This is a genomic window from Stenotrophomonas sp. PAMC25021 (genome assembly GCF_004795795.1).
Taxonomy (GTDB): domain Bacteria; phylum Pseudomonadota; class Gammaproteobacteria; order Xanthomonadales; family Xanthomonadaceae; genus Stenotrophomonas; species Stenotrophomonas muris.
Genome location: NZ_CP039255.1, coordinates 1,520,031 through 1,544,754 on the forward strand (window position 1 = coordinate 1,520,031; position 24,724 = coordinate 1,544,754).

The window sequence follows — 24,724 nt, forward strand, 5'->3', positions numbered from 1 at the left end:
TCATTCCCCAAGGTTGACGGCCATGGCCACCCGTACCCGCGAACTGGACAAGATCGACCGCAAGATCCTGCGCATCCTGCAGGCGGAGGGCCGTATTTCCTTCACCGAACTGGGTGAGCGGGTCGGCCTGTCGACCACCCCGTGCACCGAGCGCGTGCGCCGGCTCGAGCGCGAAGCGGTGATCACCGGCTACCACGCCCACCTGGACCCGGCGGCGGTGAAGGCCAGCCTGCTGGTATTCGTAGAGATCAGCCTGGCCTACAAGTCCGGTGACATCTTCGAAGAGTTCCGGCGCGCCGCCCTGAAGCTGCCCAATGTGCTCGAGTGCCATCTGGTCTCGGGCGACTTCGATTACCTGCTGAAGGCACGGATCAGTGAGATGGCCTCCTACCGCAAGCTGCTCGGCAGCACCTTGCTGACACTGCCGCATGTGCGTGAATCCAAAAGCTACATCGTGATGGAAGAAGTGAAGGAAACGCTGAGCCTGCCGATTCCGGATTGAGGCGGTCGCAGGTTGGGGTCAGAGCCCGCGTTGCGGGATCCGGCCCCGGTCGGGGTCAGGCAAGGGGTCAGATCCCGCGCAGCGGGCTCTGACCCCGGTCATGTCGCCAGTCAGCGCTGCTGCGGATGCTTCTGCGAGCGCTGTTCCTGCTGCTTGCCACCCTTGTGCGGCTGCTGCGGTTCCATCTGTTGTTGCTGCTGTTGCTGCGGGTTGCGGCCCTGCGGTTCCTTGCCGGGATGACGGTTCTGCTGGTTTTTCATGATCGCGATCCAGTGGACAAAGGACATGCGGCGGCGGAATGCCGGCGCAGGGCCACGGTGGTCCCGGCACGGTTAATCGCAGGCGAAAAAGCAGTGATCGGCAGGATGTTGTTTTCGTGCGTTCAGGCCGTGCAGTGTGTGGAAGCTGCCACCCTTGCCTGGCATCCGAGGTCAGCGCTTGATCTGCTGCCCATCGCCGGCCGGCACGCTGTCGTAATAGCGGCCGGTACGCGAATCGAACACCCGGTTCGGGCCAGCCGGGCGCACGCCAGGCACGATGCGGCCATTGCGGTCATAGACCTTGTCGGCCGGCCTCGGCGCCGGGGTGGGCGCAATCCGGGCAGGACCCGTGGACCTGATCGGCTGCGCCGGCTGCGGCGACGGCAGCACCTGCGGCTGCGGGCGTGCGGCCTGCGGCGGCGGTACCACCGGCGCCGGAGCCACGGTGGTCGCGCTGCGGGTGACCGTCGGGTCGGCAGCAGGCACCTGGGCCAGCGCCAACGTGGGCAACAGGGCCATCAGCAGCAGGGGAAGGGTCGGTTTCATGGCACGCTCCGGCGTGGATCGCATTTACCTTGCGCCTGCGCCTGTGTGCCGCCCATGAACGGCCGTCACACTTGCAAGCGCGCGCCGGCACCCCCACGTTTTCCGGCATCCCCAGGCCATCGACCCCACGGAGAGCCGGCATGACTGCCTTCGACCTGACGCCCCCCACTGCCACCCAGACCGAGGCGCTGATCGCCGGCCTCAGCAGCGAAGAGCGCCGCGTGCTGCTGCAGCACGGTACCGAAGCGCCGTTCTGCGGCGTGTTCCTGGACAACAAGCGCGAGGGCGTCTACTGCTGCCGGCTGTGCGCGCTGCCGCTGTTCCGCTCCAGCACCAAGTTCGATTCCGGCACCGGCTGGCCCAGCTTCTTCGCCCCGTTCGACCCGGCGCACGTGCGCGAGATCCGCGATACCAGCCATGGCATGGTGCGCACCGAGATCACCTGCGCGCGCTGCGGCAGCCACCTCGGCCACGTGTTCCCGGATGGTCCGCCGCCCACCTACGAGCGCCACTGCCTGAACTCCGTCTCACTTTCGTTCACCGGCAATGGCGAGCCCTGGCCCGACCCGTTGCAGCGTGGCGGCGCGGAAAGCGGTGTGGCGGGCTGAAACACCCCGCTGACCGATTTCACAGAATTCCCTCTTCAGAAAACCGGGTGACGGGCCGACAAGGAGATATCCCCTCTCCTTGCGTCGCCCCATGCTCATCATCGTTGGATTCCTGGTCGTCATCATCAGCGTGATCGGGGGCTACCTCGGTGCCCACGGCCGCCTGGGTGCCCTCTGGCAGCCCTACGAGCTGGTCATCATCGGCGGTGCCGCACTGGGTGCGTTCCTGGTCGGCACCCCGGCCAAGACGGTCAAGCAGACCCTGCAGGCCATGGTCGGCGTGTTCAAGGGCCCGCGCTACAAGCAGCAGGACTACATCGATGTCCTCAGCCTGCTCTATGAACTGCTCAACAAGGCCCGCCGCGAAGGCTTCATGGCCCTGGAAGACCATGTCGAGCGGCCGGCCGAGAGCGCCCTGTTCGCCAACTACCCCAAGGTGCAGGCCGACCACCACCTGATCGACTTCATCACCGACTGCCTGCGCCTGATGATCGGCAGCAACATCGAGCCGCATGAGCTGGAGCCGCTGCTGGAGCTGGAACTGGAGAAGCACCACGCCGAGGCCATGGCGCCGTCGCAGGTGCTGACCAAGGTCGCCGACGGACTGCCCGGTTTCGGCATCGTCGCGGCGGTGCTCGGCATCGTCATCACCATGGGCTCGATCGGCGGTGACATCGTCGAGGTCGGTGGCCACGTGGCCGGCGCGCTGGTCGGTACCTTCCTGGGCATCCTGCTGGGCTACGGCTTCGTCGGCCCGATGGCGGCAGCAATGGAGGCACGCGCCGAGCAGGACAGCCGCATCTACGAATCGGTCAAGACCGCCCTGCTGGCCTGCCTGCGCGGCTACAACCCGAAGATCGCGCTGGAATTCGCCCGCAAGACGCTGCCGTCGAACGTGCGCCCGGCCTTCTCCGATTTCGAGCAGCACCTGAAGACGGTCAAGTAAACCATGGCCGAGACCAAGCCCACTGTCATCGTCCGCCGGGTCAAGAAGGCCGGCCACGCCGCCCATCATGGCGGTTCGTGGAAGGTGGCCTATGCTGACTTCGTGACCGCGATGATGGCGTTCTTCCTGGTGCTGTGGCTGATGGCCACCACCAACAAGAACGACCGTGCGGCCATTTCCGAGTACTTCCGCAACCCCAGCCCGCTGAGCGGGCAGAACGCCACGCCGGCGCCCGGCATGGCCGGCCCGGGCGGCGCAAGCACCTCGATGATCAAGCTGGGTGGTGCCACCGACATCTCGCGCGGCAGCAGCAACGATCCCTTCCAGAACCAGAAGGAAGCGGTGCCGCAGCCGGTGGACCAGCAGCAGCGCGACAAGCAGCAGCTGGAAGCGCTGATGAAGGAACTGCAGGAAGCGATCAGCAGGAGCCAGGCACTGGAGCCGTTCAAGGACCAGCTGCTGCTGGACCTGACCCCGGAAGGCCTGCGCATCCAGATCGTGGACAAGCAGAACCGGCCGATGTTCGACCTCGGCAGCGCTACGCTGAAGCCGTATACGCAGCAGATCCTGCACGAGCTGGCCAACTACCTGAACCACGTGCCGAACCGGATCAGCCTGACCGGCCACACCGACATCACCGCCTATTCGGCCGAGCGCGGCTACGGCAACTGGGAGCTGAGCGCCGATCGTGCCAACGCCGCACGGCGTGCGCTGGTGGACGGTGGCCTGGAGGACAGCAAGATCACCCGCGTGGTCGGCCTGTCTTCGTCGGTGCTGTTCGACAAGGCCGACCCGCAGAACCCGATCAACCGCCGCATCAGCATCGTGGTGATGACCCAGGCCGCCGAAGCGGCCGCCCTGGCCGGTGCCGGCCCGCAGGTGGGACTGTCGGCGCCGACCGCCGACCCGGACGTGCAGGCCGCGCAAGGTGAGGCCGCGCCCGTGGCACATTGAACCGGGGTCAGATCCCTTTCCCATGGAAAGGGATCTGACCCCGCCTGTGTGCGGCCGGTACAATGGCGGTCTTTCCGTTTCCAGGTGACCCCACCCCATGTCCCAGAACTCCAAGGCCAAGCGCGACAAGCGCAAGAAGCAGCAGGCCAAGCGCCCGTTCCTCCGCCTGAATGCCCAGCAGCAGGTGCAGAACCATGCCGTGCTGACCAACGAAGACGGCCAGGTGGTAGCGGCCATCGGCCTGCAGGGCCGTGAGTGGCTGCTGGCCATCGGCGGCCAGACCATGGGCAACGCCGAAAACCCGGTGCCGATGCTGGCCATGCTCAAGCACCTGTCCAACGTGCAGGAAAAGGAAGGCCGCAAGGTCAACCTGAAGTACTCGGAACTGCTGCAGAAGCTGCTGGACACCCTGGCTGCCGAATCCGAGCAGACCGCTGACGAATACCTGGACAAGCTGGTTGCCGAATTCGAAGGCGTCGACGCCGCTGAGGGCGAAGAAGGCGAAGCCGTCGAAGGCGACGCGGCCGAAGAAGCCGCTGCCGAGGCCGCCCCGGCCGCTGACAGCGACAGCAAGCCGCAGGCCTGAACCGGCCGCGGCGGTGACGGTCTACGTCGATGACGCGGTGCATCCCTGGCGCGGACAGCGCTGGGCGCACCTGATGGCCGACACCCTGGCCGAGCTGCACGCGATGGCGGCGCAGCTCGGCATTCCCCCGCGGGCCTTCCAGAACAAGGCCAGCGGTGCTCACTACGACGTCACTGCCGAGCTGCGCGCACAGGCAATAGCGCTCGGTGCGCGGGCGATTTCCCGGCACACCGACCGCGAGCTGGTCAAAGCGGTGATTGCCAACGCCAGGGCGCAGTACCGGCCGTAGGCCGCGCCCAGCAGATCGTCCCCGCCGGGTCGTGCCCGGCGGATCGGCCCATCGCTCAGAACGGGTCGCTGCCCAGCCGGATTTCCACGTTCAGCAGCGAGCACAGCGCCAGCATCGCGTCGTCGTCGCGGGTCAGCGCCATCACGCCGGTGAAGCCGTCGCTGCCGGCATCCACGCTCCACAGCGTGTAGTTGTGCTCGCGCAGGCGGTCGAAGGCGGTGGACATCAGCTGCACGCCGTCCAGGCCCTCGGCGAAGTCCTCGTCGTCCAGGTCGCCGCCCCAGTCGAGTTGCAGGTTGAAGCGCGCCGACAGCTCGTTCACCGCCGACTGCAGCGATTCCAGGTCATCGCGCTCCACATCGAAACCGGACTGCCAGGCGATGGCCGTGAACAGGGCCGGCAGCCAGTCGCTGTCCGCTTCCAGCGGCTGCCCGTCCTCGGACAGGTGCTCGCGCCAGCGGTTGAACTGCTGCAGGGCCAGCTCTTCGTCGCCCGGGTTGATCAGCACCAGCAGGTTCCAGACCCGCGCCTCGAAGCCCTCCTCGTCGAAGTCGTGGATGTCTTCCTCGAAGTCGAAATAGTCGCTGTTGTCGGGCATGGCGGAACGTCCTCTGGGGCAGGCCCGCATTCTACGGTTTATCCTGTGCCGCTGAAGCCGGCCTTGGTGGCCGTCACTGTGAATGAAGCGATGAGCGATACCCCTCCCGACCACCTGGCGATCAACCCGGCCAGCCCCTTCCATGATGCACAGGCGCTGGAGCGCGGCGTTGGCGTGCGTTTCAACGACGTCGAGCGCGACAACGTCGAGGAATACTCGGTCAGCGAAGGCTGGATCCGCGTGCAGGCCGGCAAGGCCCGCGACCGCCGCGGCAATCCGATGACCATCAAGGTCAAGGGCAAGGTCGAGGTGTATTTCCTGGACCAGAAGCCGGAATAACCGGCACCGGCATGTAGAGCCGAGCCCGTGCTCGGCTGCTTTTCGTTCCGGGTTCATGACGCCTGAAGCAAGCGCAGCCGAGCACGGGCTCGGCTCTACATGGCAGGGCGGAATAGGCGTCAGCGTCAGCAACGCCCGGTCCCAGGCGTCATTCGCGCTTGCGCGATTCCAGCAGGTCCAGGTTGCGGATCAGGCGCCGCGAGATCTCATCGGAGATCACCCCGCGCCGGGTCAACCGGAACAGTTCCTCGCGCTCGGCATTGAGGCCCGCGCTGCGCAGCTGGCGGTAGCCCAGCTCCATGCGCCGCACCTTCTCCGGGTCCACGTCGGGGCCGTCGTTGTCTTTCTCCAAGTGCCGCTGGTACAGCAGGCTCACCCGCGAGGCAGCATCGTTGTACAGCTGCACGTTCTCGGTGTTCTGGTTCATCACCAGCTGCTGGCGCATGCGTTCGACCCCGGCCAGCGCGGCCTTGGAGGACAGCTTGCGTGCCAGGTCCTCTTCCTTGCGCTCGCCCGAATCGGCTGGCAGCTGCAGGCCCTTCAGCAGCTGCGGCAGCGCCACGCTGGCGCCGATCAGCGAGAACAGGATCACCGCCGCGGCCAGAAAGATCACCAGGTCGCGCGCCGGGAACGCACTGCCATCGGGCAGGAACAGCGGCAGGGTCAACACACCGGCCAGGGTGATCGCGCCGCGCACACCAGCCACCGAGGTCGCCACCACGATGCGCCAGTTCGGCGCCTCGCCCCGCTCCAGGCCACGGCGGCGCGCGCGCAGCAGGTTCCAGCGCAGCGACAGCCATACCCACAGCAGGCGCAGCAGGATCAGCGCCAGGTTGATCACCACCACGTATACCAGCAGCCACCATGCACTCTGGTGGCCGGACTCGTTCATGGTGGTGGTGGCGCGCTCGACGATGCCCGGCAGCTGCTCGCCCAGCAACACGAACATGATGCCGTTGAAGCTGAACTGCAGCATGTTCCAGACGCCCGCGCGCTGCACGCGCATGCTGCCGGAGACACGGCCGGTCAGCTCGACGTAGCTCATCGCGATACCGGCGGCGACCGCAGCGAGGATGCCCGAGGCATGGATTTCTTCGGCGAGCAGGTAGGCCGCGAACGGAATCAGCAGGTTGACCAGCATCGCCGCACCCGGCTCTTCGCCGAAGCGGCGCCACAACCAGCGCTGGAAGGTGGACACGCCGAGGGTGACCGCCACGCCCACGGCAAGGCCGGCCACCGCCACCCACAGGAAGGTCAGCGAGGCCGTGGCCAGCGAGAAGGAGCCGGTCATCACCGCGGCCACCGCGAAACGGAAGCAGACCAGGCCGGACGCATCGTTGAGCAGCGACTCGCCTTCCAGGATGTGCATCAGGCGCTTCGGGATCGGTGCCTTGGAGGCGATCGCCCCGACCGCCACCGGGTCGGTCGGCGAGACGATGGCCGCCAGCGCGAAGCACACCGCCAGCGGCATCACCGGAATCATCCAGTGGATCAGCAGGCCGGCGCCGATCACGGTGAACACCACCAGGCCGAACGCCAGTTCGAGGATCGCGCCCTTGTCGCGGAACAGGCCCTGCTTGGGAATGCGCCAGCCATCCAGGAACAGCAGCGGCGGCAGGAACAGCAGGAAGAACACTTCCGGCTCCAGCGCATGGCCGCGGTTGAACACGCCGGCGATCACCGCGCCCAGGCCGATCTGCACCAGCGGCAACGGCAGCGAGAACGGGAGGACGCGAACCAGGTAGCCGCTGGCGACAACGGCCACCAGCATCGCCAGGACGACTTCAATGGTATGCATGCTTCTTCCAGGAAGCGGCGCGTGGGGAGGCACGAGGGCCAGCGCCGGAAACCCGGAAAAAACTACCACATGCGGCCCTGACCGCGACGGCCGGGGCCGCCGCGCGTCAGCCCCGGCTCATGCCCCGTCGAACCGGTATAGATCCATGGCCAGGAAGCCGGCATCGATGCCGGCGTCGATGCGGCGTGCGCCGAAACCGCCCTCGCCGGCCGCTCCCATCGCGAAGAACAGCGGCAGCAGGTGCTCGTCGATCGGGTGCGCACGCTCGGCGAACGGGGCCTGCCGGCGGTAATCGAACAGCGCCTGGCGGTCATCAGCGGCCAGCCGCTGCTCCACCCACTCGATGAAGGGCCGCACGTATGGCGCTTCCTTGCCGTCCTGGTAGTCGCCCCAGTCGTGCAGGTTGTGGGTGATGCTGCCCGAGCCGACCAGCAGCACGCCTTGTTCGCGCAGTGGTGCAAGCGCGCGGCCCAGCGCAAACTGATGCTCGGGGCCGAGCAGCGGCTGGATCGACACCGGCACGACCGGGATGTCGGCCTGCGGGCGCAACAGCCGCAGCGGTACCCACGCGCCGTGGTCGAGCCCACGCTGCGGGTCGATGGCCACTGGCAGGCCTGCGGCGGCGATGCGGCCGGCCACTTCTTCGGCCAGTGCCGGATCACCCGGCGCCGGGTATTGCAGTTCGAACAGCGCGCGCGGGAAGCCACCAAAGTCGTGGATCGTCGGCGGCTGCGGATGTGCGCCGACCAGCGGCTGCCGGCCCAGCCAGTGCGCCGAGGCCATCACGATGGCGCGCGGCGGCGGCAGGTCGCGCGCCAGCTCGGCCAGGCGCACACCGACCTGGCCCGGATGCAGGGCGGTCATCGGCGAACCATGGGAGATGTACAGCGAAGGCAGGCGGGACATGGAATTCTCCAGTTGCAGGATCAGGCGGCGATCAGCGCGAACGCAGGGTCCACTTGCCATCGCCGACCAGGAACAGCACCACCAGCGCCAGCGCCCAGAACGCCGGGTATTCCCAGCCGCCGCCGGCATTGGCGAAACCGAAGCCGTTGGCGCCGTGCACGGTGACGATGGTGCCCAGCAGCAGCGGCACGCCGACCAGGCCCACCCAGCGCGCATAGATGCCCAGCAGGAGCGCGACAGTGATCACCAGCTCGACGCCGAGGGTGAGGTAGCCGAGCACGCCGGGCAGGCCCAGCGACTCGAAGAATGCTGCCGTGCCGGCCGGGGTGAATACCAGCAGCTTGGTCAGCGCATGGACCAGGAACAGCACGCCCAGTGCCAGGCGCAGCAGGGTGGCGCCATACGGGGCCAGCGGCGAAACAGGAGCGGTCGTGGCGTGCATCGGAAAGCACCTTGAAGGGAGTGGGCTCAGGTTATTGCGCCTTCACAGGCCGATAAATACGATCGATTGACCGTATTTATTTCAGAAGGCGCAACAATGGACACCCTTGAGGCGATGCGCGTGTTCGTGGCGGTGGTCGAGCGCAACGGCTTCAGCGCCGCCGCCCAGGCCCTGGACATGTCCACCGCCGGCGTTACCCGCCAGGTCGCCGCACTGGAAAAGCGCCTGTCCACCCGCCTGCTCCATCGCACCACGCGGCGGGTCAGCCCCACCAGCACCGGCGCCGCCTACTACGCCCAATGCGTGCGCCTGCTGGCCGAGTTCGACGCGCTGGAGGCCAGCATCGGCGCGCAGGCGCTGGAGCCCTCCGGCATGCTGCGCATCAATGCACCGGTCAGTTGGGGCATCGCCCGCCTCGGTCCACTGCTGGCCAGTTACCGCGAACGCTTTCCGCAGGTGGAACTGGACCTGGCCCTGTCCGACCGCCTGGTGGACATGGTCGAGGAAGGCTACGACGTGGCCATCCGCATCACCCGCGAGCCGGGCCCCACCCTGATCGCCCGCCGCCTGGGCGAATCGCGGGTGAGCCTGTGCGCCGCGCCGGCCTACCTGGCCGCACGCGGCGCCCCGCAGACCCCGCAGGACCTGCAGGCGCACGCGTGCCTGGGCTACAGCTACTGGGCCGCCGGTGACCACTGGCCGCTGCAGGGGCCGGGCGGCGAAGTGAAAGTAGCGGTGAACAGCCTGCTGCACGCCAACAACGGCGACGTGCTGCGTGAAGCGGCGATCGCCGGCATGGGCGTCATCCTGCAGCCCGACTTCCTGCTGGAAGACGCGCTGGCCGATGGCCGCCTGGTGCGCGTACTGCCGGAATGGGAGGCCTCGCCGATCGGCATCTTCGCGGTCTATACCAGCCGCAGCCACCTGGCACCGAAGGTGCGCAGTTTCATCGACCATCTGGTGGATACCGGGGTGTAGCCGAGTCTGGCGCTTGCCGGTAGTGCCGGCCGCCGGCCGGCACATACGAAACCCCGTCATGCTTCGGTCGGGTAGTGCCGGCCGCTGGCCGGCACATACGAAACCCCGTCGTGCTTCGGTCGGGTAGTGCCGGCCGCTGGCCGGCACATACGAAACCCGATCAGGCGGGAACCTCATCCAGCGCGTCGATGATCTGTTCCAGCGGCGCCGGCCGCCCCAACAGGTAGCCCTGCACCTGGTCACAGCCATGCGCAGCCAGCCAGTCCAGCTGCCCCGGCGTCTCCACGCCTTCAGCGATGATGGTCAGGCCCATGCTGTGGCCCAGCGACAGCAGCGCGCGGCAGATCGAGGCATTGCGTGGATTGGTTTCCACGTCGGCGACGAAGCTGCGGTCGATCTTCAGGATGTCCAGCGGCAGGTGCTGCAGGTAGGACATGCTGGAATAGCCGGTGCCGAAATCATCCAGCGACACGCGGATGCCCTGCTCGTGCAGGCGCTGCATGGTCTGCATCGCCTGTGCCGGCTTGCGCATCAGGCTGCTCTCGGTCAGCTCCACGTGCAGCGCGCCACGGGCCAGGCCGAAATCCTGCTGGGCACGGGTGAATTCGGCCACCAGGTCGCTGTTGAAGAACTGAACCGCCGACACGTTGACCGCGATCGGCAACTCACCCCACCCGGCCTCGACCAGACGGCGCTGCGCCTTCGCCGCCGCGCGGATCACCCAGCGGCCCAGTGCCAGGATCAACCCGGTGTCCTCGCACAGCTGGATGAACTCGTTGGGCGGGATGAAGCTGCCATCGGCCTGCGGCCAGCGCAGCAGTGCCTCCAGCGCTGCCGGGCTGCCATCGCCGGCATGCCGGATCGGCTGGAAATACAGCTGGAATTCGTTGTCGATGGCGGCATGGATGCGCCCGGCCAGGCGCAGGCGGTCGGCCAGGCGCGTGGTCACGGCCGCGTCGAACCAGACCACCACGTTGCCCTCGGCGCGCGCCGCATGCGCGGCCTGCGCGGCCATGCCGATCACCTGCTCGGCCGTGTGCCCGTCACCAGCGATGTGCACGGCCACGCCGATGCGCGGCTCGAACTGGTGCAGCGAGTCCTTGCCGCGCATCGGCGCCGACACGATCTGCAGCAGGTCGTCCAGCACGCGCTGGGTATCGTGCTCGGCACCGATGGCGAAGACGAAATCCTCGGCCGGCTGGAACGCCAGCGTGCCACAGCGTGCGCCCAGGCCCCCGAGCCGGGTCGCCATCGACTGCAGCACCGCATCGCCGATCTCGCGGCCCAGCGTATCGGCCACCAGCTGCAGCCCGCGCAGCTGCACGAAGGCGATGGTGTAGCCCTCCTCCTGCTCGTCCAGCTGTTCGGTCAGGGCGCGCACATTGAGCAGGCCGGTGGCCGGGTTGTGCCGTGCCTGGTAGGCCAGGTCGCGCTCGTAGGCCAGCCGCTCGCTGACATCCTCGGCCAGCACCAGGCACGCGGGCTGTCCGTCGAAGTCGAGCTTGGACAGGTGTGCGCGCACCTCGAACACACTGCCGTCCTTGCGCCGGTGCAGGCGCACGGTCGCGTCGGGGGGATCGCCCACCTGCGCCCGCTGGATGGCACCACGCACTTCGTCCCAGCCTTCGCGCGGGCGGATGTCGAGGATGCTCATCGCCAGGAACTCGTCGCGGCTGTAGCCATACTGGCGCACTGCAGCGTCGTTGACCTCGATGAAGCGCAGCGTATCCGGGTCGAACACCCAGAACGGTGCAGGATTGCGGTCGAACAGCAGGCGGAACCGGCGTTCCACTTCGCTCATCTGCTCGCGCGCCTGATAGCGTTCGCTCAGGTCGGTCAGCGCACCGATCATGCGCCGTTCGCTGTCGGCCACTTCCACCCGCTGCCCGCGCGCGCCGACCCAGCGCACCTCGCCCCCGGGCAGCACCAGGCGGAACACCTGGTCGAGCACAGCGCTGCCGGCGAAGGCCTGGTCAAAGGCCTGCTGCAGGCGCGCGGCATCATCGCGATGCACGCGCGCGAAGAAATCCGCGACCGGCAAGGCGTCGGTCTGTACCCCAAAGATCTCGCGGGCCAGCGGCGACCAGCGCAGCAGCGCGGCGTCCTCATCCACGTACCAGGTGCAGACACGCCCGACCTGGTGCGCCAGGCGCAGCTCGGCGTGGCCCGTCTTCAGTTCCTCGGCCATCGCCTGCTGGCTGCGGGTGCTGCGGCGCACGGCGTACAGCAGTACCAGCAACACCGCGATGTAGGCCAGTACGATCGCCACCGACGCCTTCAGGTACGGCCACCACGGTGCGAGTACATCTTCGTCGGCCAGGCCGACCTGCACCGCCAGCGGGCTGCGTTCGAGCGTGCTGATGGTGAGGATGCGCGGCACGCCGTCGACGACGCCGGGCATGCTGCCCAGCTCGACCACTGCCTGCGTGCCGAGCAGGTCCCGGCGCGGCAGGTCGTAGCGGCGGCCCACCGTGCCATGCGGATCGGGTACGCGGGCCAGCATGTAGCCCTGGGCATCGCTGATCGAGACCAATCCGTTGGGACCGACATCCAGGCCGCCGACGATGCGCTGCAGTTCGCCACAGCGCAGCCGTGCCAGCAGCCAGCGCCCATCGGCCATCGGCAGCGCCAGCGGGACCACCCAGCCCCCGTCGCTGGCACGCTGCGGCGGGCCGATGTACAGCGCGCTGCCCGAGCCGCGCCGTTGCGGATCGGTCCACAACGGCAACTGCAGGTCGCCCTTGCCGGCCGTCAATGCGCGGCCATAGCTGTCGAGCACCACGATGCTGTGCAGTTCGGCGTGCCGGCCCAGCACGCCGCCGATGGAGGCATCCAGCAAGGCCGGCGCCTGTGCCGGCACGCTGCGGAACAGTTCCGCGGCGTCGGCGGCGATGCCGGTCATGGCCCGCTCCAGGTTGCGCAGCTCCAGCGCCAGCAGGCGCTCGCTGCCCACCGCCAGCGCGCGGCTCTGCCGCTGCGCCGCTTCCAGGCGGCGGTGGTGGTCGTTGACCAGCATGAGGGCCAGACCGGTCACCAGCAGTACGCCCAGCAGCACACCGCCCCAGGTGATGGCGCGCAGCGGCCGGGCCAACGCCCGTTTCAGCGCGGGCATCGGTTGATGTTCCTTGTGCAGTCGGCTGGCTTCATGCGCGAACGAATCCTCCACGTCCCCGACCTCAACGGCCGGCGGACGCCATTCTTGACGCCTGACCCCGTCCTGCATGGCCACCTCCCCGTGTCCGCGCAGGGCTCGAGGGTCCAGCATGCACCACCCCGGTGACGGCGTGAAGATCGCATCCGCACGTTCAGCCAGATCCTGCACAGGGCGGGCCCCGCAGGGGGGCGGCCAGTGGCGCCGGAGCGGATTAGACTTGGGGTTTTCCGCTGCAAGAGAAGTCCATGTCCAAGCTGCGCCGTCCCACCCTGGCGCTGGCCATTGTTGCCAGCCTGTCCCTGGCCGCCTGTGACCGCCCGGCCGACCCGGCCGTCGGTGCCACCGCGCCGGCCGATGCCGCCCCCGCTGCGGCCAAGCCGATGCTGGGCAGTTTCGGCTTCGATGCCAGCGGCATGGACCGCAGCATCGCCGCCGGCGACGACTTCTTCGGCTTCGCCAACGGCACCTGGGTGAAGAACACCGAGATTCCGGCCGACCGCTCGCGCTTCGGCAGCTTCAATGTCATTGCCGAGAAGACCCTGGCCGACACCCGCGCCATCCTGGAAGGGGCCGCCGGCAACACCCAGGCCAGCGGCGACGACAAGCTGATCGGCGACTACTACGCCGCCTACATGGACGAAGCCGGCATCGAGCAGCACGGTCTGGCGCCGGTGCAGCCGCAGCTGAAGGCCATCGATGCGATCGCCGACAAGGCCGGGCTGGCCCGCGCACTCGGCGGCGACCTGCGCGCCGACGTCGACCTGCTCAACGCCACCAACTTCTACACCGACCGCCTGTTCGGCCTGTGGGTGTCGGTGGACATGCTGCAGCCGGATCGCACCGCGCCGTACCTGGTGCAGGGCGGCCTGGGCATGCCCGACCGCGATTTCTACCTGGGCGATGGCCGCATGGCCGAACTGCGCAAGCAGTACCAGGCCTACATCGCACAGATGCTGCAGCTGGCCGGCGTCGCCGACCCGGCCGGCAAGGCGCAGCGCATCCTCGCGCTGGAAACGAAGATCGCGCAGGCGCATGCCACCCAGGAAGAAACCAACGACGTGACCAAGGGCGCCAACCCCTGGACCCAGGCCGACTTCAATGCGAAGGCGCCGGGCCTGGACTGGAACGCCTTCCTCGATGCGGCCGCGCTGGGCAACCAGCAGGACTTCATCGTGTGGCAGCCCAAGGCCGTGGCCGGCCTGTCCAGGCTGGTCGCCACCGAGCCGCTGGACGCCTGGAAGGACTACCTGGCGTTCCACGCGCTGGACCGTGCCGCCGCCTACCTGCCGAAGAAGTTCGCCGATGCCCGCTTCGCCTTCCATGGCACCGCGCTGAGCGGCACTCCGCAGCAGAGCGACCGCTGGAAGCGCGCGGTGGACGATGCCAACCATGCCGTCGGCGAAGCGATCGGCAAGCGCTACGTCGAAAAGCACTTCGACGCCAGGACCAAGGAGCGTGCGGACGAGATGGCGAAGAACATCATCGCCGCTTTTGCCAAGCGCATCGACGCGCTGTCGTGGATGTCGCCGCAGACCAAGGCGCATGCCAAGGCCAAGGTCACGGGCCTGACCGTGGGCATGGGCTATCCGGAGAAGTGGCGCGACTACACCGGCCTGGAGATCCGCCGTGATGACCCGCTGGGCAATGCACAGCGCGCCGAGCTGTTCGAGTACCAGCGCAACATCGCCAAGCTGGGCAAGCCGGTCGACCACAGCGAGTGGGCGATGCTGCCGCAGACCATCAATGCGATGAACGTGCCGCTGGAGAACCGCCTGGTGTTCCCGGCCGCGATCCTGCAGCCGCCGTTCTTCGACGGCGCTGCCGATGACGCGGTGAACTACGGTGCGATCGGTGCGGTGATCGGCCACGAGATCAGCCACGGCTTCGACAACGCCGGCGCGCTGTTCGATGAGACCGGCAAGCTGCACAACTGGTGGACCGCCGAGGACCTGAAGCAGTTCAACGCCGCCGGTGATGCGCTGGCCGCGCAGTTCAGCAGCTACGAGCCGTTCCCCGGCGTGCACGTGAACGGCAAGCTGACCCTGGGCGAGAACATCGCCGACGTGGCTGGCCTGGGTACCGCCTACGATGCCTACCAGCTGTCGCTGCAGGGCAAGCCGGGCCAGACCCTGGAAGGCTTCAGCCCGGACCAGCGCTTCTTCCTCGGCTTCGCCCAGGCGTGGCGCAGCAAGAGCCGCGAGCAGGCGCTGCGCAATTCGCTGCTGACCGATGTGCATGCCCCGGGCCAGTTCCGCGCGCTGACCGTGCGCAACATCGACGCCTGGTACCCGGCGTTCGAAGTGAAGGAAGGCCAGAAGCTGTACCTGGCCCCGGACAAGCGGGTCAAGGTGTGGTGATGTAACCGGAACGGGCGCCGCAAGGCGCCCGTTTCATTTCCGGGTAGCGGCCAACCTTCGTCGGCACATACTCCGCTCTGGTGGGTGCCGACCCTGGTCGGCACGGGGTAGGAATCCACGCATGGCGTGGATCTACCTGCGGGTGATGGCAGCCATCAGCAGGGCACTCCCAGCCAACACCGCCGCAGCCCACAGATTCGCATGCAGGCCCACGCCATCCAGCAGGCGGCCACCACCCCACGCACCCATTGCGATGCCGATGTTGAATACCGCCACATACAACGCGGTGGCGATCTCCACGGCCTGCGGCACCGCCTTCATCATCCAGCTCATCAGGCCCACCGATACACCGCCATAGGCCAGACCCCACAGCAGCAGCACTGCAATACCTGCGGAGGGCGTATTTCCCACCCACAGGAACAGCAGAGGCGTCAGCAGCAGGCCCGAGGCTATCGCCAGCAGCATGCCCCGTGGATGGCGCGCAGCCAGCGGCCCGGCGATGAAGTTGCCGGCGATGCCAGCCAGGCCGTACCCAAACAGCAGTGCACCTATCCACGACGCATCCACGCCCGATACGGACGTCAGCAGCGGCCGCACGTACGTGAAGGCGATGAAGTGCCCGGACACCAGCAGCCCGGTCAGCCACAGGCCACGCCGCAGGTTGCGCTGGCCAAGCTGCTGCACGAACTGACGCGGCCGCACCGATGTGCTGACCGGCAACGCGGGAACCACCCGCAGATGCAGCAGCATCACCGCCGCACTGAACAACGTCATCGCCGCGAACGCGCTGCGCCAGCCCAATGCATCCCCGATCAGCGCGCCCAACGGAACGCCGAGCACCGAAGCTGCGGCCACGCCTCCGAAGATGATCGAGGTGGCCAGACCGATGCGCTGCGCAGGTACCAGGCGCGCTGCCAGCCCACCGGCAATGGTCCAGATGCCGCCCATGCAGAACCCCACCAGCACACGCGCGGCCAACAGCCAGCCGATGCCAGGTGCCAGCGCCGACGCAAGGTTGGCGACCAGCAGCAGGCCCAACAGCACACACAGGATGCGGCGACGATCGATGCCACCGGCTGCGATCACCGCAAGCGGGGCGAACACTGCCGCCAGCAGGGCGGGCAGTGAGATCATCAGACCGGCGGTGCCGGTGGACGCGCCGAGATCTTCGGCGATGGGAGTCAGCAGGCCGACCGGCAGCATTTCGGTGGTGACCACCGAGAACGTGGCGAGGCCGACGGCGGAGACCGCCCACCACGGATGGCGGGGCACAGACGCGGCATGCGCAGGCGATGAAGCGCTCACGGAATGATTCCTTCAGGAGATGTGGACGCGGCAGACGGGCGCAGCGCACGTTGCACGAGCAAGGCGAACAGCAGCACGCCACCGCCTGCCGCCAGCGCAACCACAAAACCACTGCGCACGCCCGCCGCATCGACGCTCTGTCCGGACAGCGCCGCGCCCAGCGCCACGCCGATGTTGAGGCCGGCCAGCAGCCACGTCATGCCTTCGGTCAGGCGTGCTTCGGGCACGCGTTGTTCAACCAGCGACATCGCCACGATCATCGTCGGCGCGAAGAACACCCCGGCCAGCAGTACCGCAGCGGCCAGTGCCGGCAGACTGCCGACCCACAGCAGCGGCAACGTGGTCAATGCGGTGGCCGCTGCTCCGGCCAGCAACAGGCGCGGCAGCGGCATCGGCAGCTTCAGGGCACCAAACAGCAGCCCCGCCGCGCAGCTGCCCAGCGCGTAGGCCGACAGCACCCAGCTGGCAGCTAGTGGCTGTCCGCGCAGCTCGGCCAATGCCACGCTGGTGATGTCGACGGTGCCGACGATCACGCCCATCGCCAGCATCAGCAACGCCAGCAGGCGGATCTCCGGTTGCCGCAGCAGCGAGTGCGAGGATGTTGCACCTTCGTAGTGCTGTATCGGCGGCTCGGTGCCCTGCTGCAGCACCAGTGCGGCGACGCCGGCCACCAGCAGCAGGGCGGCCGCCAGTACGCCAGCCTGTGGCCATACCGCCACCGACAATCCGACGGACAACGGTGGCCCGGCGATGAAGGTCACCTCGTCGAACACGGTCTCCAGCGAATACGCGGTCTGCAGCTGTGGTCGTCCGCGATGGGTCGCGGTCCAGCGCGCTCGCACCATCGCCGACACGCTGGGCATGCAGCCGGCCAGCATCGCCGCAACGAACAGCGTCCAGTCCGGCGCGGCCAGCAGCGTGCACGCGAGCAGCAACAGCAGACCGGCCGCACTGGCCGCAGTGGCCCATGGCAGTACCCTGCCCTGCCCGCGCCGGTCGACCCAGCGCGACACCTGCGGCGACAGCAACGCATAGGTCAGCACGAAGGTGGCCGACACCGCACCGGCCAGTGCATAGCTGCCGCGCAGCTGGGACAGCAAGGTGATGATGCCGATACCGGTCATCGGCAGCGGCAGGCGTGCCAGCAGCCCGGCCAGGGCGAGGCCGGCGGTGCCGGGGGTCGCGAACAGGTCGCGATAGGGGGTGGCCATCAGGTTCTCCAAGGCAGCGACTTGCCTGGCGCACGGGGCGCCATGACAATACATACAGGGCGTATGAATAAGAGGCTACATTCATACGCGTCGTATGTAAATAATCATGCACTGCGTATGTAAGGAGCTCTGAATGGTTCGCCGCACCCGCGCCGAGATGGAAGAAACCCGCGCCACCCTCCTGGCCACCGCCCGCCGGGTGTTCAGCGAGCATGGCTATGCCGCCACCTCGATGGACGACCTGACCGCCCAGGCCGGGCTGACCCGCGGCGCGCTGTACCACCACTTCGGCGACAAGAAGGGTCTGCTGGCGGCTGTCGTCGCCCAGCTCGATGCCGAGACCGACCAGCGCCTGCAGGCGATCAGTGATGCCGCCGACGATGCCTGGGAGGGCTTCGCGCAGCGTTGCCGCGCGTACCTGGAGATGGCGCTGGAACCGGAGATCCAGCGCATCGTGCTGCGCGACGCGCGCGCGGTGCTCGGTGGCGCCTCACCGGAATCGCAGCGCCACTGCGTGCATTCGATGCAGCACCTGATCGAACATCTGGTTGCCCAGGGCGTGGTGGCGCCGGTGAATGCGCAGGCGCTGGCGTCGCTGATCTATGGCAGCCTGGCCGAGGCCGCGTTCTGGATCGCCGAGGGCGAGGATGGCGACGTGCGCCTGCGGCAGGCGACGGCGGCGCTGGAGATGCTGTTGCGCGGGTTGAAGTCGGCGGGGTAAGGCCCATCCACGCATGGTGTGGATCTACTGCGGCTCCTGCGGCACCGCGCGCAACGCGTGCCAACCAAGGTTGGCACCTACCGGGGAACGGTGGGCCACTCGCGCAGCACCGACACCGGCACGCCCATGCGCGCACAGGCGCGGCTGGCCAGGCCATCGGGCAACGCACGGCGGAACAGCGGCGCCATGCCCTGCACCAGCTTCGCCGACGCGGCGGCCTGCGCGCGCTGACGGCCACTGCGTTCAAGCATGCCTTCGGCCCAGTCCGGCAGCAGTGCCGCGCCTGCACCCAGGAACACTTCGCGCGACAGCCCCGGCACCGGTACCGGCAGGCGCACGTCGGACAGCACCTCCAGCACCTCGCGCGAGCGCTCGTCGACGCGCAGCTCCGGCTGCCGCGCACAGAAGTACGCCGCCACTTCCGCTTCGCTGCGCGGCACGTCCACCGCACCCAGTGCCTCGGCCACGCCGCGGTACTCATCGTAGTAACGGTCGGCGATGTGTGCCGGCACCTCCCGTCCGTACCGGCGGAAGCCCTGAAGGAACCCGAACGCCTCGGTCACATGCACCCAGGTCAGCAGTTGCGGATCGTCGGCGGCGTAGGGTTCGCCCTGTGCGGTCTGGCCGCGGATCCGTGCATGGATGCGGCGCACCTTGGCCACCAGCGCCTCCACCTCGCCGGTGGGCGCATAGCTGGTACCGGCAACGAACGCGGTGGTGCGACGCAGGCGACCCACCAGGTCCTGGCGGAAATTGGAGTGATCGTAGACCCCGGCCAGCGCGCGCGGATGCAGGGTCTGCAGCATCAGCGCGCACAGGCCACCGGCCAGCATCGAGGGGAACTCGGCGTGCAGGCGCCAGGTCACGCTGTCGGGTCCAAACCAACCCGGGTCACCCAGCGGCTGGTCGTAATCGATGCCGCTCTGGCCACGGGGGAAGGCCTCCAGCACCCAGCGCCGGATCGGCGCGGTGACGGGGCGGGAGAGTCGCTGCAGCAGAGCCGGCATCACAGGTCCAAGAAAGACGGAAGAACAGTCGCATCTTGCGCGGTTGGCTCCGATTCTCGGCGATCACGACCGCGGCGGCGAGTCTTCGTACTCAGCCACGGTTTCATGTGCGGCCGCAGCACATTTCACCCTGCGACATCCTGTCGCAGGCAGCGCCCTCGATGCTGCGATGCAACAACATTCACCGATTCAGGCAAAGCCCTTGCGCAGCTTGGCATTGCGCCCATTGCACGGCTCGCTGGAAGTGCTAGAACTGGAACCGCCACACCGTCCAATGCTGATCGACGCACGTTCCACAAGGAGCCAGCCATGATTGCTTTGTTCAAGGGTTTGGGAATTCTGCTTCGCGACAACGAGCTCTACAGCAGCCCGTTCGATAAACAGGTCGCGCATTGGCGCAATCTCAGCGAGCAGCAGATCCGCGATGAAGTCGCGGTGCTGGCCCAGGCCAAGTGCCAATGGCTGATCGCCTCGATCGTCGGCTGGCAGGCAGCCTCGCTGCTGATTCTTGGCCTGATCGCCAACTACCTCTGGCGCGACGACTTCCATATCACGTTCACCCGCGTGGTAGTCGTGTTCGGCTCGTGGGTGTCGATCCTGTTCGTGATCTGGTTCATGGCCAACATGTTCGATCAGCAGGCCGGTTTCGAGCGCTGGATGAAGGCGTTCAACAGTCGCGCACGCATCAGCTCCAAGGCCGACAGCGTCGAGCACGTGGCCGAGGCACTGGACCTGGCCGAGCATTACCCGGAAGTGCTCGATTACAAGCAGGCGGTCACCGCCAAGCGCGAGCTGCGCCACGAGGACATCCGCATCATGACCGAGATCGGGCGCATGAAGCAGCACTCCGAACTGGTCGGCCGCCTCAACCACGTGGGCGAGAACGAGCACCACCACGACCTGACACTACAGCCTGCCTACTGACCCTTCAGGGAAGCGGGGGGAGCCACAATGCCACCGTGATCACTCACGGTGGCATTGTTCTTTCCGATCCTCGCTGACGCACTGGGCGAAGCCCTTCGGCAGGCCCCTGAACTCCCGGGTCGTGCCGGCCGCCAACGCGAACGACCGTATCGGCGCTTTCGCACAGGCGGCATCAGGACGACAGGCCGGGTCCAGCACCAGGTAATGGCACTGGCCGCTGCGGCTGGCCATGCACTCGAAACGCGCCACGCCGTCCACTACCGTGCGCTTGCTGTACAGCGTGTCCACGCTATTGGCAGTGGTGCGGGTGATCGCGGTTTCAGTGGACTTCCGGCAACCGGCAAGCGCCAATGCGGCGAGGCCGACAAGCAGGAAAAAACGCATGCAATGCTCATGGCGGCGGAGACTGCGGCGCGGCTACATGCCGCGGAACAGGCTCATGAACGGTTGGCTGACCACCAGCGTCTCCGTGCGCCCGCGCAGGCGCAGCACGCCGCGCCCGGTGTCGTCGCGGCTCACCGCTGCCACCGCCTTCATGTTGACGATGGTGGAGCGGTGGATCTGGCGGAAGTGCTGCGGGTCGAGCACTTCAAGCAGTTCACGTAACGGTGTGCGCAGCAGGCTTTCGCCGGCAGCGGTGACCACGGTGGTGTACTTGTTGTCGGCGCGGAAGTAGGCCACATCTTCCAGCATGATCAGCTGCGTCTCGCGGCCGTTGCTGGCGGTGATCCAGGCCAGTGGCGGGCGCTCCGCTGCGCCCTGCGACGGGCCCAGCCGCTGCAGCAGGCGCTCCAGCACGGCATCGTCCTGTCGCGTTGATGGCAGCCGCGACAGGATGCGCTCGCGGGTGGCCAGCAGGCGCTCGTCGCTGACCGGCTTCAACAGGTAGTCCATCGCGCCCTGCTCGAACGCATCGATGGCGTACTGGTCGTAGGCGGTGACGAATACCACCTGGGTGCGCGGGCTCAGCTCGGACAGCGAGCGCGCGACCTCGATGCCGCTGATGCCGGGCATGCGGATGTCGAGGAACGCGATGTCCGGCCGCGTCTCGGCCAGCTGCTCCAGCGCGCTGGCACCGTCCTCGCACTCGGCCACCAGCTTCAGCTCCGGCCACAGCCGGCCCAGCTGTTCCACCAGTGACTGCCGCAGCAGTTCTTCGTCTTCGGCGATCAGGGCTTCAAGCGGCATGGCTGCGCTCCTTGTGCGACTGCGGCAGGGTCATGGTCGCGGCCACGCCGCTGGGGAAGTTGGCAACGATCGCCACGCCGGCCTGCTCGCCGCAGGTCAGGCGCAGGCGCTCGCGCAGATTCTTCAGGCCGATGCCGGTACCGCTGGTGCCCTGGCCGAAGCCAAGCCCATCGTCGGCCACGGTCACGGTCACGTGGTCATCGAAGCCGCGCGCCAGTATCCAGATCGTGCCACCGCCGGGCTTGGGTTCCAGGCCGTGCTTGATCGCGTTCTCCACCAGCGTCTGCAGTGCCATCGCCGGCAGGTGCACGCCGTGCAGTTCGTTCGGTACCTGCATTTCCACCGCCAGCCGTGCGCCCATGCGGATGCGCAGGATTTCCAGGTACGCGCGGGTGCGGTCCAGCTCCACGCCCAGCGTGGATACCGATTCGTCCACCTGCGGCAACGAGCTGCGCAGGTATTGAATGAGGTGGCCGAGCATCTGTTCGGCACGCGCCGGATCGGTGCGGGTCAGTACCTGCGCGTTGGCCAGCGTGTTGTAGAGGAAGTGCGGTTCCACCTGCGCATGCAACAGGTTCAAGCGTGCCACCGACAGTTCCTTTTCCACCTGGGTCTGTTCGGCCGCAGCCTGTTCGTCGCGGCGCTGGTCGGCGACGCGGCGGCTGATCGCACGGGTGACTGCTTCGGCGTTCTCGTAGTTGCTGCCTTCGTCCAGCGCCAGCAGGTCGGCCCACCAGCCGGCATCGGGTTCGAACAGCAGGGTGACGGTGCTGGTGCCCTGCCCCGGCGTGACCGTGGCCAGCACGCTGTTGCGCTTGATCGCCAGCCGCGCCGGCAGGTTCCAGCGCGAGGGCTGGCGGCCGTTCCAGAGGTCGACCCGGCGCACATAGGCGCGTACCTGCAGGCTGCCGGCCGAGCTTTCCACGTCTTCGACGCGCGGTAGTTCGGAAATCGCCGCCTCCACCACCGAGAAGGCGTGGCCCGCGTCCATCGGCAGTTCGATCTGGCGGCGCTGGCGGCCGGACAGGGTGGTGGCATCCAGGCGACCGGCCACCAGCCAGACCCGGCGGATGTGGGTGATGGCACTGCCCAGCGCGGAAATGATCAGGAACATCGCCAGCAGCCCGAAGATCCAGCCCGGGCCATCGTTCATGCCACTGAAGATGCCGCTCCAGACCATGCCGGCGACAACCAGCGCGGCAGCCCAGGCCAGCAGGTGGCGGATCAGGAGAGAGAGGCTGGCGAACACGGCGGCGCCTTGAGGAAGGGGGTGAGCCGAGCATAGGGCGGCCCGCCGGGCAAGCAAGCAGGCTGCGACGAAGGCCGGGAAAGTTGGGATGGAAGCCGTTATGGAAACGCCGGGCACGGCCCGGCGTTTCCGGGGGCGGCAATGCCGGCCAGCGGCCGGCACTACCGGACGCCGTTATTTGCGCTGGTCGGCGCTGGCGTCACGCACGGCGCGGAACGCCTCGTCCTTGCTCCAGTTTGGCCAATCGCGGGAATTGGCCAGCTGGTTGCCCAGCGTGTACAGCACTTCCAGGTCGCGCGCGGCACCGGCAAACACCCAGTCCGGCTGCCACTCGTCGCCCTGCTGGTGATAGCGCTTGGCGGTGTAGTCCTCGGAGGCCTTCCTGCCTGCGGCCACGCCACCGTCCACCCAGTCCTGGCCGGCCGACCAGGACAGCGCCGGCACGCCACGCTTGGCGAACGGGAAGTGGTCGGAGCGGAAGAACAGGCCCGCTTCCGGCTTCGGGTCCGGCGTGTAGCGGATATCCCAGCCCTTGGCCACGTCCTTCAGCTGGTCCAGCAGCTCGAAGCGCGCGGCACCGTAGATACCGAAGTCACGCGACGGGCCGAACGGCGCCATGCCGTCCATGTTGATCACGGCCACGGTCTTTTCCAGCGGATACAGCGGATGGGTGGCGTAGTACTCAGAACCCAGCAGGCCCTTTTCCTCGGCGGTGACCGCCAGGAACAGCAGCGAGCGCTGCGGGCGCTTCTCCTTGGCGAAGCCACGGGCCAGCTCGACCAGCGAGGCGGTGCCGCTGGCGTTGTCCAGCGCGCCGTTGAAGATGCGGTCACCGCGCGCGTCCGGCTCGCCCACGCCGATGTGGTCCCAGTGCGCGCTGTAGATGATGGTCTCGTCCGGATGGCGGCTGCCTTCCAGGCGCGCGGCCACGTTGTGAGAGGTGATCACTTCGGTCTTCACCGCGTACTTCGCGTCCAGGCTGGCGCCGGTCAGCGGCACCGGGGTGAAGTCGCGCTGCTGCGCCTTCTTCTTCAGTGCCTCGAAATCCTGCCCGGCCGAGCGGAACAGCTCCACGGCAAGGTCGCGCTGGATCCAGCCTTCCAGCAGCGGGTGGCTTTCTGCCGGGTTGTCACGCACCACGTCGAACATGGTGTTGGTGTTGGAGCCGGCCACGGTGGCCCAGCCATACGACGCCGGTGCGGTCTCGTGCACGATCAGCACGCCCAGCGCACCCTGACGGGCGCCTTCCTCGTACTTGTAGGTCCAACGGCCGTAATAGGTCATGCCCTTGCCGTCGAAATCACCCTGGCCGGTTTCGAAGTCCGGGTCGTTGATCAGCACCACGGCGATCTTGCCCTTCAGGTCCACGCCCTTGAAGTCGTCCCAGTTGCGCTCCGGTGCCTTCACGCCGTAGCCGAGAAACACCAGCGGGGCCTTGCTGATGTCGACGCTGCTGGCGCCGTTCATGGCGGCGCGCACGGCGATCTGCTTGCCCTGCTCCAGCGGCAGGGTCTTGCCGCCCTGGTGCAGCGCCAGCTGCGGTGCGCCGACGATGTCGCCCTTGCGCAGCGGCACGGCCTGGGTCCACAGGCGCTTGCCGTCCTTGAGGTCGCCGCCCGGCTGCAGGCCGGCGTCGGCAAACTGCTTGCTGAGGTAGGCGATGGTCTTTTCTTCGCCGGCGGTGGCCGGCGAGCGGCCTTCGTAGGCGTCGGAGGCCAGTTCCTTGACGTCGGCGGAGATCCGCGCGCCATCGAATTTCGGGGTGGCCGCCATCAGTGCGCTCGACACCGACAGGGCCAGCACGCCCAGTACCACTCGTTTCATTGCTCTCTCCAGCAGGGAAATCCTTCTGGAGT

Annotated in this window: 25 protein-coding genes; 11 read left to right on the plus strand and 14 right to left on the minus strand. The window is 67.7% G+C overall.

What is annotated here, in order from left to right; translation table 11 throughout:
- The first annotated feature begins 22 nt into the window (after positions 1-22).
- Positions 23-502 (plus strand): Lrp/AsnC ligand binding domain-containing protein, encoded by a 480-nt coding sequence (locus E5790_RS07225; protein ID WP_004140558.1) that lies wholly within the window; start codon positions 23-25, stop codon positions 500-502.
- 110 nt (positions 503-612) lie between these two features.
- Here the strand turns inward: E5790_RS07225 and E5790_RS07230 are convergent, their stop codons facing one another.
- Both E5790_RS07230 and E5790_RS07235 read right to left on the minus strand, forming a co-directional pair.
- Positions 613-789: a hypothetical protein gene (locus E5790_RS07230; RefSeq protein ID WP_049441350.1), complete on the minus strand. Its 177-nt coding sequence runs from the start codon at positions 787-789 to the stop codon at positions 613-615.
- 144 nt (positions 790-933) lie between these two features.
- Positions 934-1,308 (minus strand): hypothetical protein, encoded by a 375-nt coding sequence (locus E5790_RS07235; protein WP_014645801.1) that lies wholly within the window; start codon positions 1,306-1,308, stop codon positions 934-936.
- A 140-nt stretch (positions 1,309-1,448) separates the two neighbouring features.
- On the opposite strand from E5790_RS07235, the gene msrB reads away from it, so the two are divergent.
- The 5 genes from msrB (at position 1,449) to E5790_RS07260 (ending at position 4,691) form a co-directional block, all read left to right on the plus strand.
- On the plus strand, positions 1,449-1,916 hold the full coding sequence (gene msrB, locus E5790_RS07240) for a peptide-methionine (R)-S-oxide reductase MsrB (RefSeq protein WP_005415117.1): 468 nt from the start codon (positions 1,449-1,451) through the stop codon (positions 1,914-1,916).
- Positions 1,917-2,007: 91 nt separating this feature from the next.
- Positions 2,008-2,862, plus strand: a complete 855-nt coding sequence (gene motA / locus E5790_RS07245) for a flagellar motor stator protein MotA (RefSeq protein WP_014645799.1) — start codon at positions 2,008-2,010, stop codon at positions 2,860-2,862.
- Between the two features lie 3 nt (positions 2,863-2,865).
- Positions 2,866-3,816 (plus strand): flagellar motor protein MotB, encoded by a 951-nt coding sequence (gene motB / locus E5790_RS07250; protein ID WP_046428632.1) that lies wholly within the window; start codon positions 2,866-2,868, stop codon positions 3,814-3,816.
- Between the two features lie 97 nt (positions 3,817-3,913).
- Entirely contained in the window at positions 3,914-4,402 is a 489-nt protein-coding gene (locus tag E5790_RS07255; protein ID WP_111205898.1) for a hypothetical protein, read from the plus strand.
- A gap of 13 nt (positions 4,403-4,415) precedes the next feature.
- Positions 4,416-4,691, plus strand: a complete 276-nt coding sequence (locus tag E5790_RS07260) for a DUF4031 domain-containing protein (RefSeq protein WP_046428626.1) — start codon at positions 4,416-4,418, stop codon at positions 4,689-4,691.
- 55 nt (positions 4,692-4,746) lie between these two features.
- On the opposite strand, the gene E5790_RS07265 is transcribed toward E5790_RS07260, so the two are convergent.
- A complete protein-coding gene (locus tag E5790_RS07265) occupies positions 4,747-5,289 on the minus strand; it encodes a hypothetical protein (protein ID WP_032959249.1) in 543 nt (180 codons plus the stop codon).
- A gap of 90 nt (positions 5,290-5,379) precedes the next feature.
- Here E5790_RS07265 and E5790_RS07270 point away from each other — a divergent pair, with 90 nt between their 5' ends.
- Entirely contained in the window at positions 5,380-5,628 is a 249-nt protein-coding gene (locus tag E5790_RS07270; protein WP_005415112.1) for a DUF3297 family protein, read from the plus strand.
- Between the two features lie 148 nt (positions 5,629-5,776).
- Here E5790_RS07270 and E5790_RS07275 read toward each other — a convergent pair whose 3' ends face one another.
- The 3 genes from E5790_RS07275 to E5790_RS07285 form a co-directional block, all read right to left on the minus strand.
- A complete protein-coding gene (locus tag E5790_RS07275) occupies positions 5,777-7,426 on the minus strand; it encodes a Na+/H+ antiporter (RefSeq protein ID WP_014645794.1) in 1,650 nt (549 codons plus the stop codon).
- Between the two features lie 117 nt (positions 7,427-7,543).
- Positions 7,544-8,332: a class III extradiol ring-cleavage dioxygenase gene (locus tag E5790_RS07280; RefSeq protein WP_111205900.1), complete on the minus strand. Its 789-nt coding sequence runs from the start codon at positions 8,330-8,332 to the stop codon at positions 7,544-7,546.
- A 31-nt stretch (positions 8,333-8,363) separates the two neighbouring features.
- On the minus strand, positions 8,364-8,774 hold the full coding sequence (locus E5790_RS07285) for a DoxX family protein (RefSeq protein WP_046428617.1): 411 nt from the start codon (positions 8,772-8,774) through the stop codon (positions 8,364-8,366).
- A 96-nt stretch (positions 8,775-8,870) separates the two neighbouring features.
- On the opposite strand from E5790_RS07285, the gene E5790_RS07290 reads away from it, so the two are divergent.
- Entirely contained in the window at positions 8,871-9,752 is an 882-nt protein-coding gene (locus tag E5790_RS07290) for a LysR family transcriptional regulator (RefSeq protein ID WP_049408296.1), read from the plus strand.
- Between the two features lie 160 nt (positions 9,753-9,912).
- Here the strand turns inward: E5790_RS07290 and E5790_RS07295 are convergent, their stop codons facing one another.
- Entirely contained in the window at positions 9,913-12,975 is a 3,063-nt protein-coding gene (locus tag E5790_RS07295; RefSeq protein WP_046428611.1) for an EAL domain-containing protein, read from the minus strand.
- A gap of 176 nt (positions 12,976-13,151) precedes the next feature.
- Between E5790_RS07295 and E5790_RS07300 the strand changes: the two genes are divergently transcribed.
- On the plus strand, positions 13,152-15,263 hold the full coding sequence (locus tag E5790_RS07300; protein ID WP_032959257.1) for a M13 family metallopeptidase: 2,112 nt from the start codon (positions 13,152-13,154) through the stop codon (positions 15,261-15,263).
- Positions 15,264-15,395: 132 nt separating this feature from the next.
- Here E5790_RS07300 and E5790_RS07305 read toward each other — a convergent pair whose 3' ends face one another.
- On the minus strand, positions 15,396-16,568 hold the full coding sequence (locus tag E5790_RS07305; RefSeq protein WP_111205901.1) for an MFS transporter: 1,173 nt from the start codon (positions 16,566-16,568) through the stop codon (positions 15,396-15,398).
- A complete protein-coding gene (locus E5790_RS07310) occupies positions 16,565-17,779 on the minus strand; it encodes an MFS transporter (RefSeq protein ID WP_111205911.1) in 1,215 nt (404 codons plus the stop codon). Before E5790_RS07310 ends, E5790_RS07305 begins: the two co-directional genes overlap by 4 nt.
- 133 nt (positions 17,780-17,912) lie before the next feature.
- Here E5790_RS07310 and E5790_RS07315 point away from each other — a divergent pair, with 133 nt between their 5' ends.
- Positions 17,913-18,500: a TetR family transcriptional regulator gene (locus E5790_RS07315; RefSeq protein ID WP_111205902.1), complete on the plus strand. Its 588-nt coding sequence runs from the start codon at positions 17,913-17,915 to the stop codon at positions 18,498-18,500.
- A gap of 77 nt (positions 18,501-18,577) precedes the next feature.
- On the opposite strand, the gene E5790_RS07320 is transcribed toward E5790_RS07315, so the two are convergent.
- Positions 18,578-19,507: an oxygenase MpaB family protein gene (locus tag E5790_RS07320; protein WP_111205903.1), complete on the minus strand. Its 930-nt coding sequence runs from the start codon at positions 19,505-19,507 to the stop codon at positions 18,578-18,580.
- A 309-nt stretch (positions 19,508-19,816) separates the two neighbouring features.
- Between E5790_RS07320 and E5790_RS07325 the strand changes: the two genes are divergently transcribed.
- Complete coding sequence (locus E5790_RS07325; protein WP_014645784.1) at positions 19,817-20,431, plus strand: hypothetical protein; 615 nt, start codon at positions 19,817-19,819, stop codon at positions 20,429-20,431.
- Between the two features lie 39 nt (positions 20,432-20,470).
- On the opposite strand, the gene E5790_RS07330 is transcribed toward E5790_RS07325, so the two are convergent.
- From E5790_RS07330 to E5790_RS07345, 4 genes are all read right to left on the minus strand, one after another.
- Entirely contained in the window at positions 20,471-20,815 is a 345-nt protein-coding gene (locus E5790_RS07330; RefSeq protein ID WP_111205904.1) for a hypothetical protein, read from the minus strand.
- Positions 20,816-20,848: 33 nt separating this feature from the next.
- A complete protein-coding gene (locus tag E5790_RS07335) occupies positions 20,849-21,619 on the minus strand; it encodes a LytTR family DNA-binding domain-containing protein (protein ID WP_049441363.1) in 771 nt (256 codons plus the stop codon).
- Positions 21,609-22,868, minus strand: coding sequence for a histidine kinase (locus E5790_RS07340; RefSeq protein ID WP_049441365.1), 1,260 nt, complete (start codon positions 22,866-22,868; stop codon positions 21,609-21,611). The genes E5790_RS07335 and E5790_RS07340 overlap by 11 nt, the downstream gene beginning before the upstream one ends.
- A 174-nt stretch (positions 22,869-23,042) precedes the next feature.
- Positions 23,043-24,692 (minus strand): M28 family metallopeptidase, encoded by a 1,650-nt coding sequence (locus E5790_RS07345; RefSeq protein WP_049441368.1) that lies wholly within the window; start codon positions 24,690-24,692, stop codon positions 23,043-23,045.
- Between the last annotated feature and the right edge of the window lie 32 nt (positions 24,693-24,724).

Bases quoted from the DNA above. Each gene is read 5' to 3' on its own strand.
- E5790_RS07310 (WP_111205911.1), bottom strand. From the start codon at position 17,779: ATGGCCACCCCCTATCGCGACCTGTTCGCGACCCCCGGCACCGCCGGC.
- E5790_RS07230 (WP_049441350.1), bottom strand. From the start codon at position 789: ATGTCCTTTGTCCACTGGATCGCGATCATGAAAAACCAGCAGAACCGT.
- E5790_RS07275 (WP_014645794.1), bottom strand. From the start codon at position 7,426: ATGCATACCATTGAAGTCGTCCTGGCGATGCTGGTGGCCGTTGTCGCC.
- E5790_RS07270 (WP_005415112.1), top strand. From the start codon at position 5,380: ATGAGCGATACCCCTCCCGACCACCTGGCGATCAACCCGGCCAGCCCC.
- E5790_RS07345 (WP_049441368.1), bottom strand. From the start codon at position 24,692: ATGAAACGAGTGGTACTGGGCGTGCTGGCCCTGTCGGTGTCGAGCGCA.
- E5790_RS07225 (WP_004140558.1), top strand. From the start codon at position 23: ATGGCCACCCGTACCCGCGAACTGGACAAGATCGACCGCAAGATCCTG.
- E5790_RS07255 (WP_111205898.1), top strand. From the start codon at position 3,914: ATGTCCCAGAACTCCAAGGCCAAGCGCGACAAGCGCAAGAAGCAGCAG.
- motA (WP_014645799.1), top strand. From the start codon at position 2,008: ATGCTCATCATCGTTGGATTCCTGGTCGTCATCATCAGCGTGATCGGG.
- motB (WP_046428632.1), top strand. From the start codon at position 2,866: ATGGCCGAGACCAAGCCCACTGTCATCGTCCGCCGGGTCAAGAAGGCC.
- E5790_RS07265 (WP_032959249.1), bottom strand. From the start codon at position 5,289: ATGCCCGACAACAGCGACTATTTCGACTTCGAGGAAGACATCCACGAC.
- E5790_RS07295 (WP_046428611.1), bottom strand. From the start codon at position 12,975: ATGCAGGACGGGGTCAGGCGTCAAGAATGGCGTCCGCCGGCCGTTGAG.
- E5790_RS07290 (WP_049408296.1), top strand. From the start codon at position 8,871: ATGGACACCCTTGAGGCGATGCGCGTGTTCGTGGCGGTGGTCGAGCGC.
- E5790_RS07315 (WP_111205902.1), top strand. From the start codon at position 17,913: ATGGTTCGCCGCACCCGCGCCGAGATGGAAGAAACCCGCGCCACCCTC.
- E5790_RS07320 (WP_111205903.1), bottom strand. From the start codon at position 19,507: ATGCCGGCTCTGCTGCAGCGACTCTCCCGCCCCGTCACCGCGCCGATC.
- E5790_RS07285 (WP_046428617.1), bottom strand. From the start codon at position 8,774: ATGCACGCCACGACCGCTCCTGTTTCGCCGCTGGCCCCGTATGGCGCC.
- msrB (WP_005415117.1), top strand. From the start codon at position 1,449: ATGACTGCCTTCGACCTGACGCCCCCCACTGCCACCCAGACCGAGGCG.
- E5790_RS07330 (WP_111205904.1), bottom strand. From the start codon at position 20,815: ATGCGTTTTTTCCTGCTTGTCGGCCTCGCCGCATTGGCGCTTGCCGGT.
- E5790_RS07325 (WP_014645784.1), top strand. From the start codon at position 19,817: ATGATTGCTTTGTTCAAGGGTTTGGGAATTCTGCTTCGCGACAACGAG.
- E5790_RS07300 (WP_032959257.1), top strand. From the start codon at position 13,152: ATGTCCAAGCTGCGCCGTCCCACCCTGGCGCTGGCCATTGTTGCCAGC.
- E5790_RS07280 (WP_111205900.1), bottom strand. From the start codon at position 8,332: ATGTCCCGCCTGCCTTCGCTGTACATCTCCCATGGTTCGCCGATGACC.
- E5790_RS07235 (WP_014645801.1), bottom strand. From the start codon at position 1,308: ATGAAACCGACCCTTCCCCTGCTGCTGATGGCCCTGTTGCCCACGTTG.
- E5790_RS07335 (WP_049441363.1), bottom strand. From the start codon at position 21,619: ATGCCGCTTGAAGCCCTGATCGCCGAAGACGAAGAACTGCTGCGGCAG.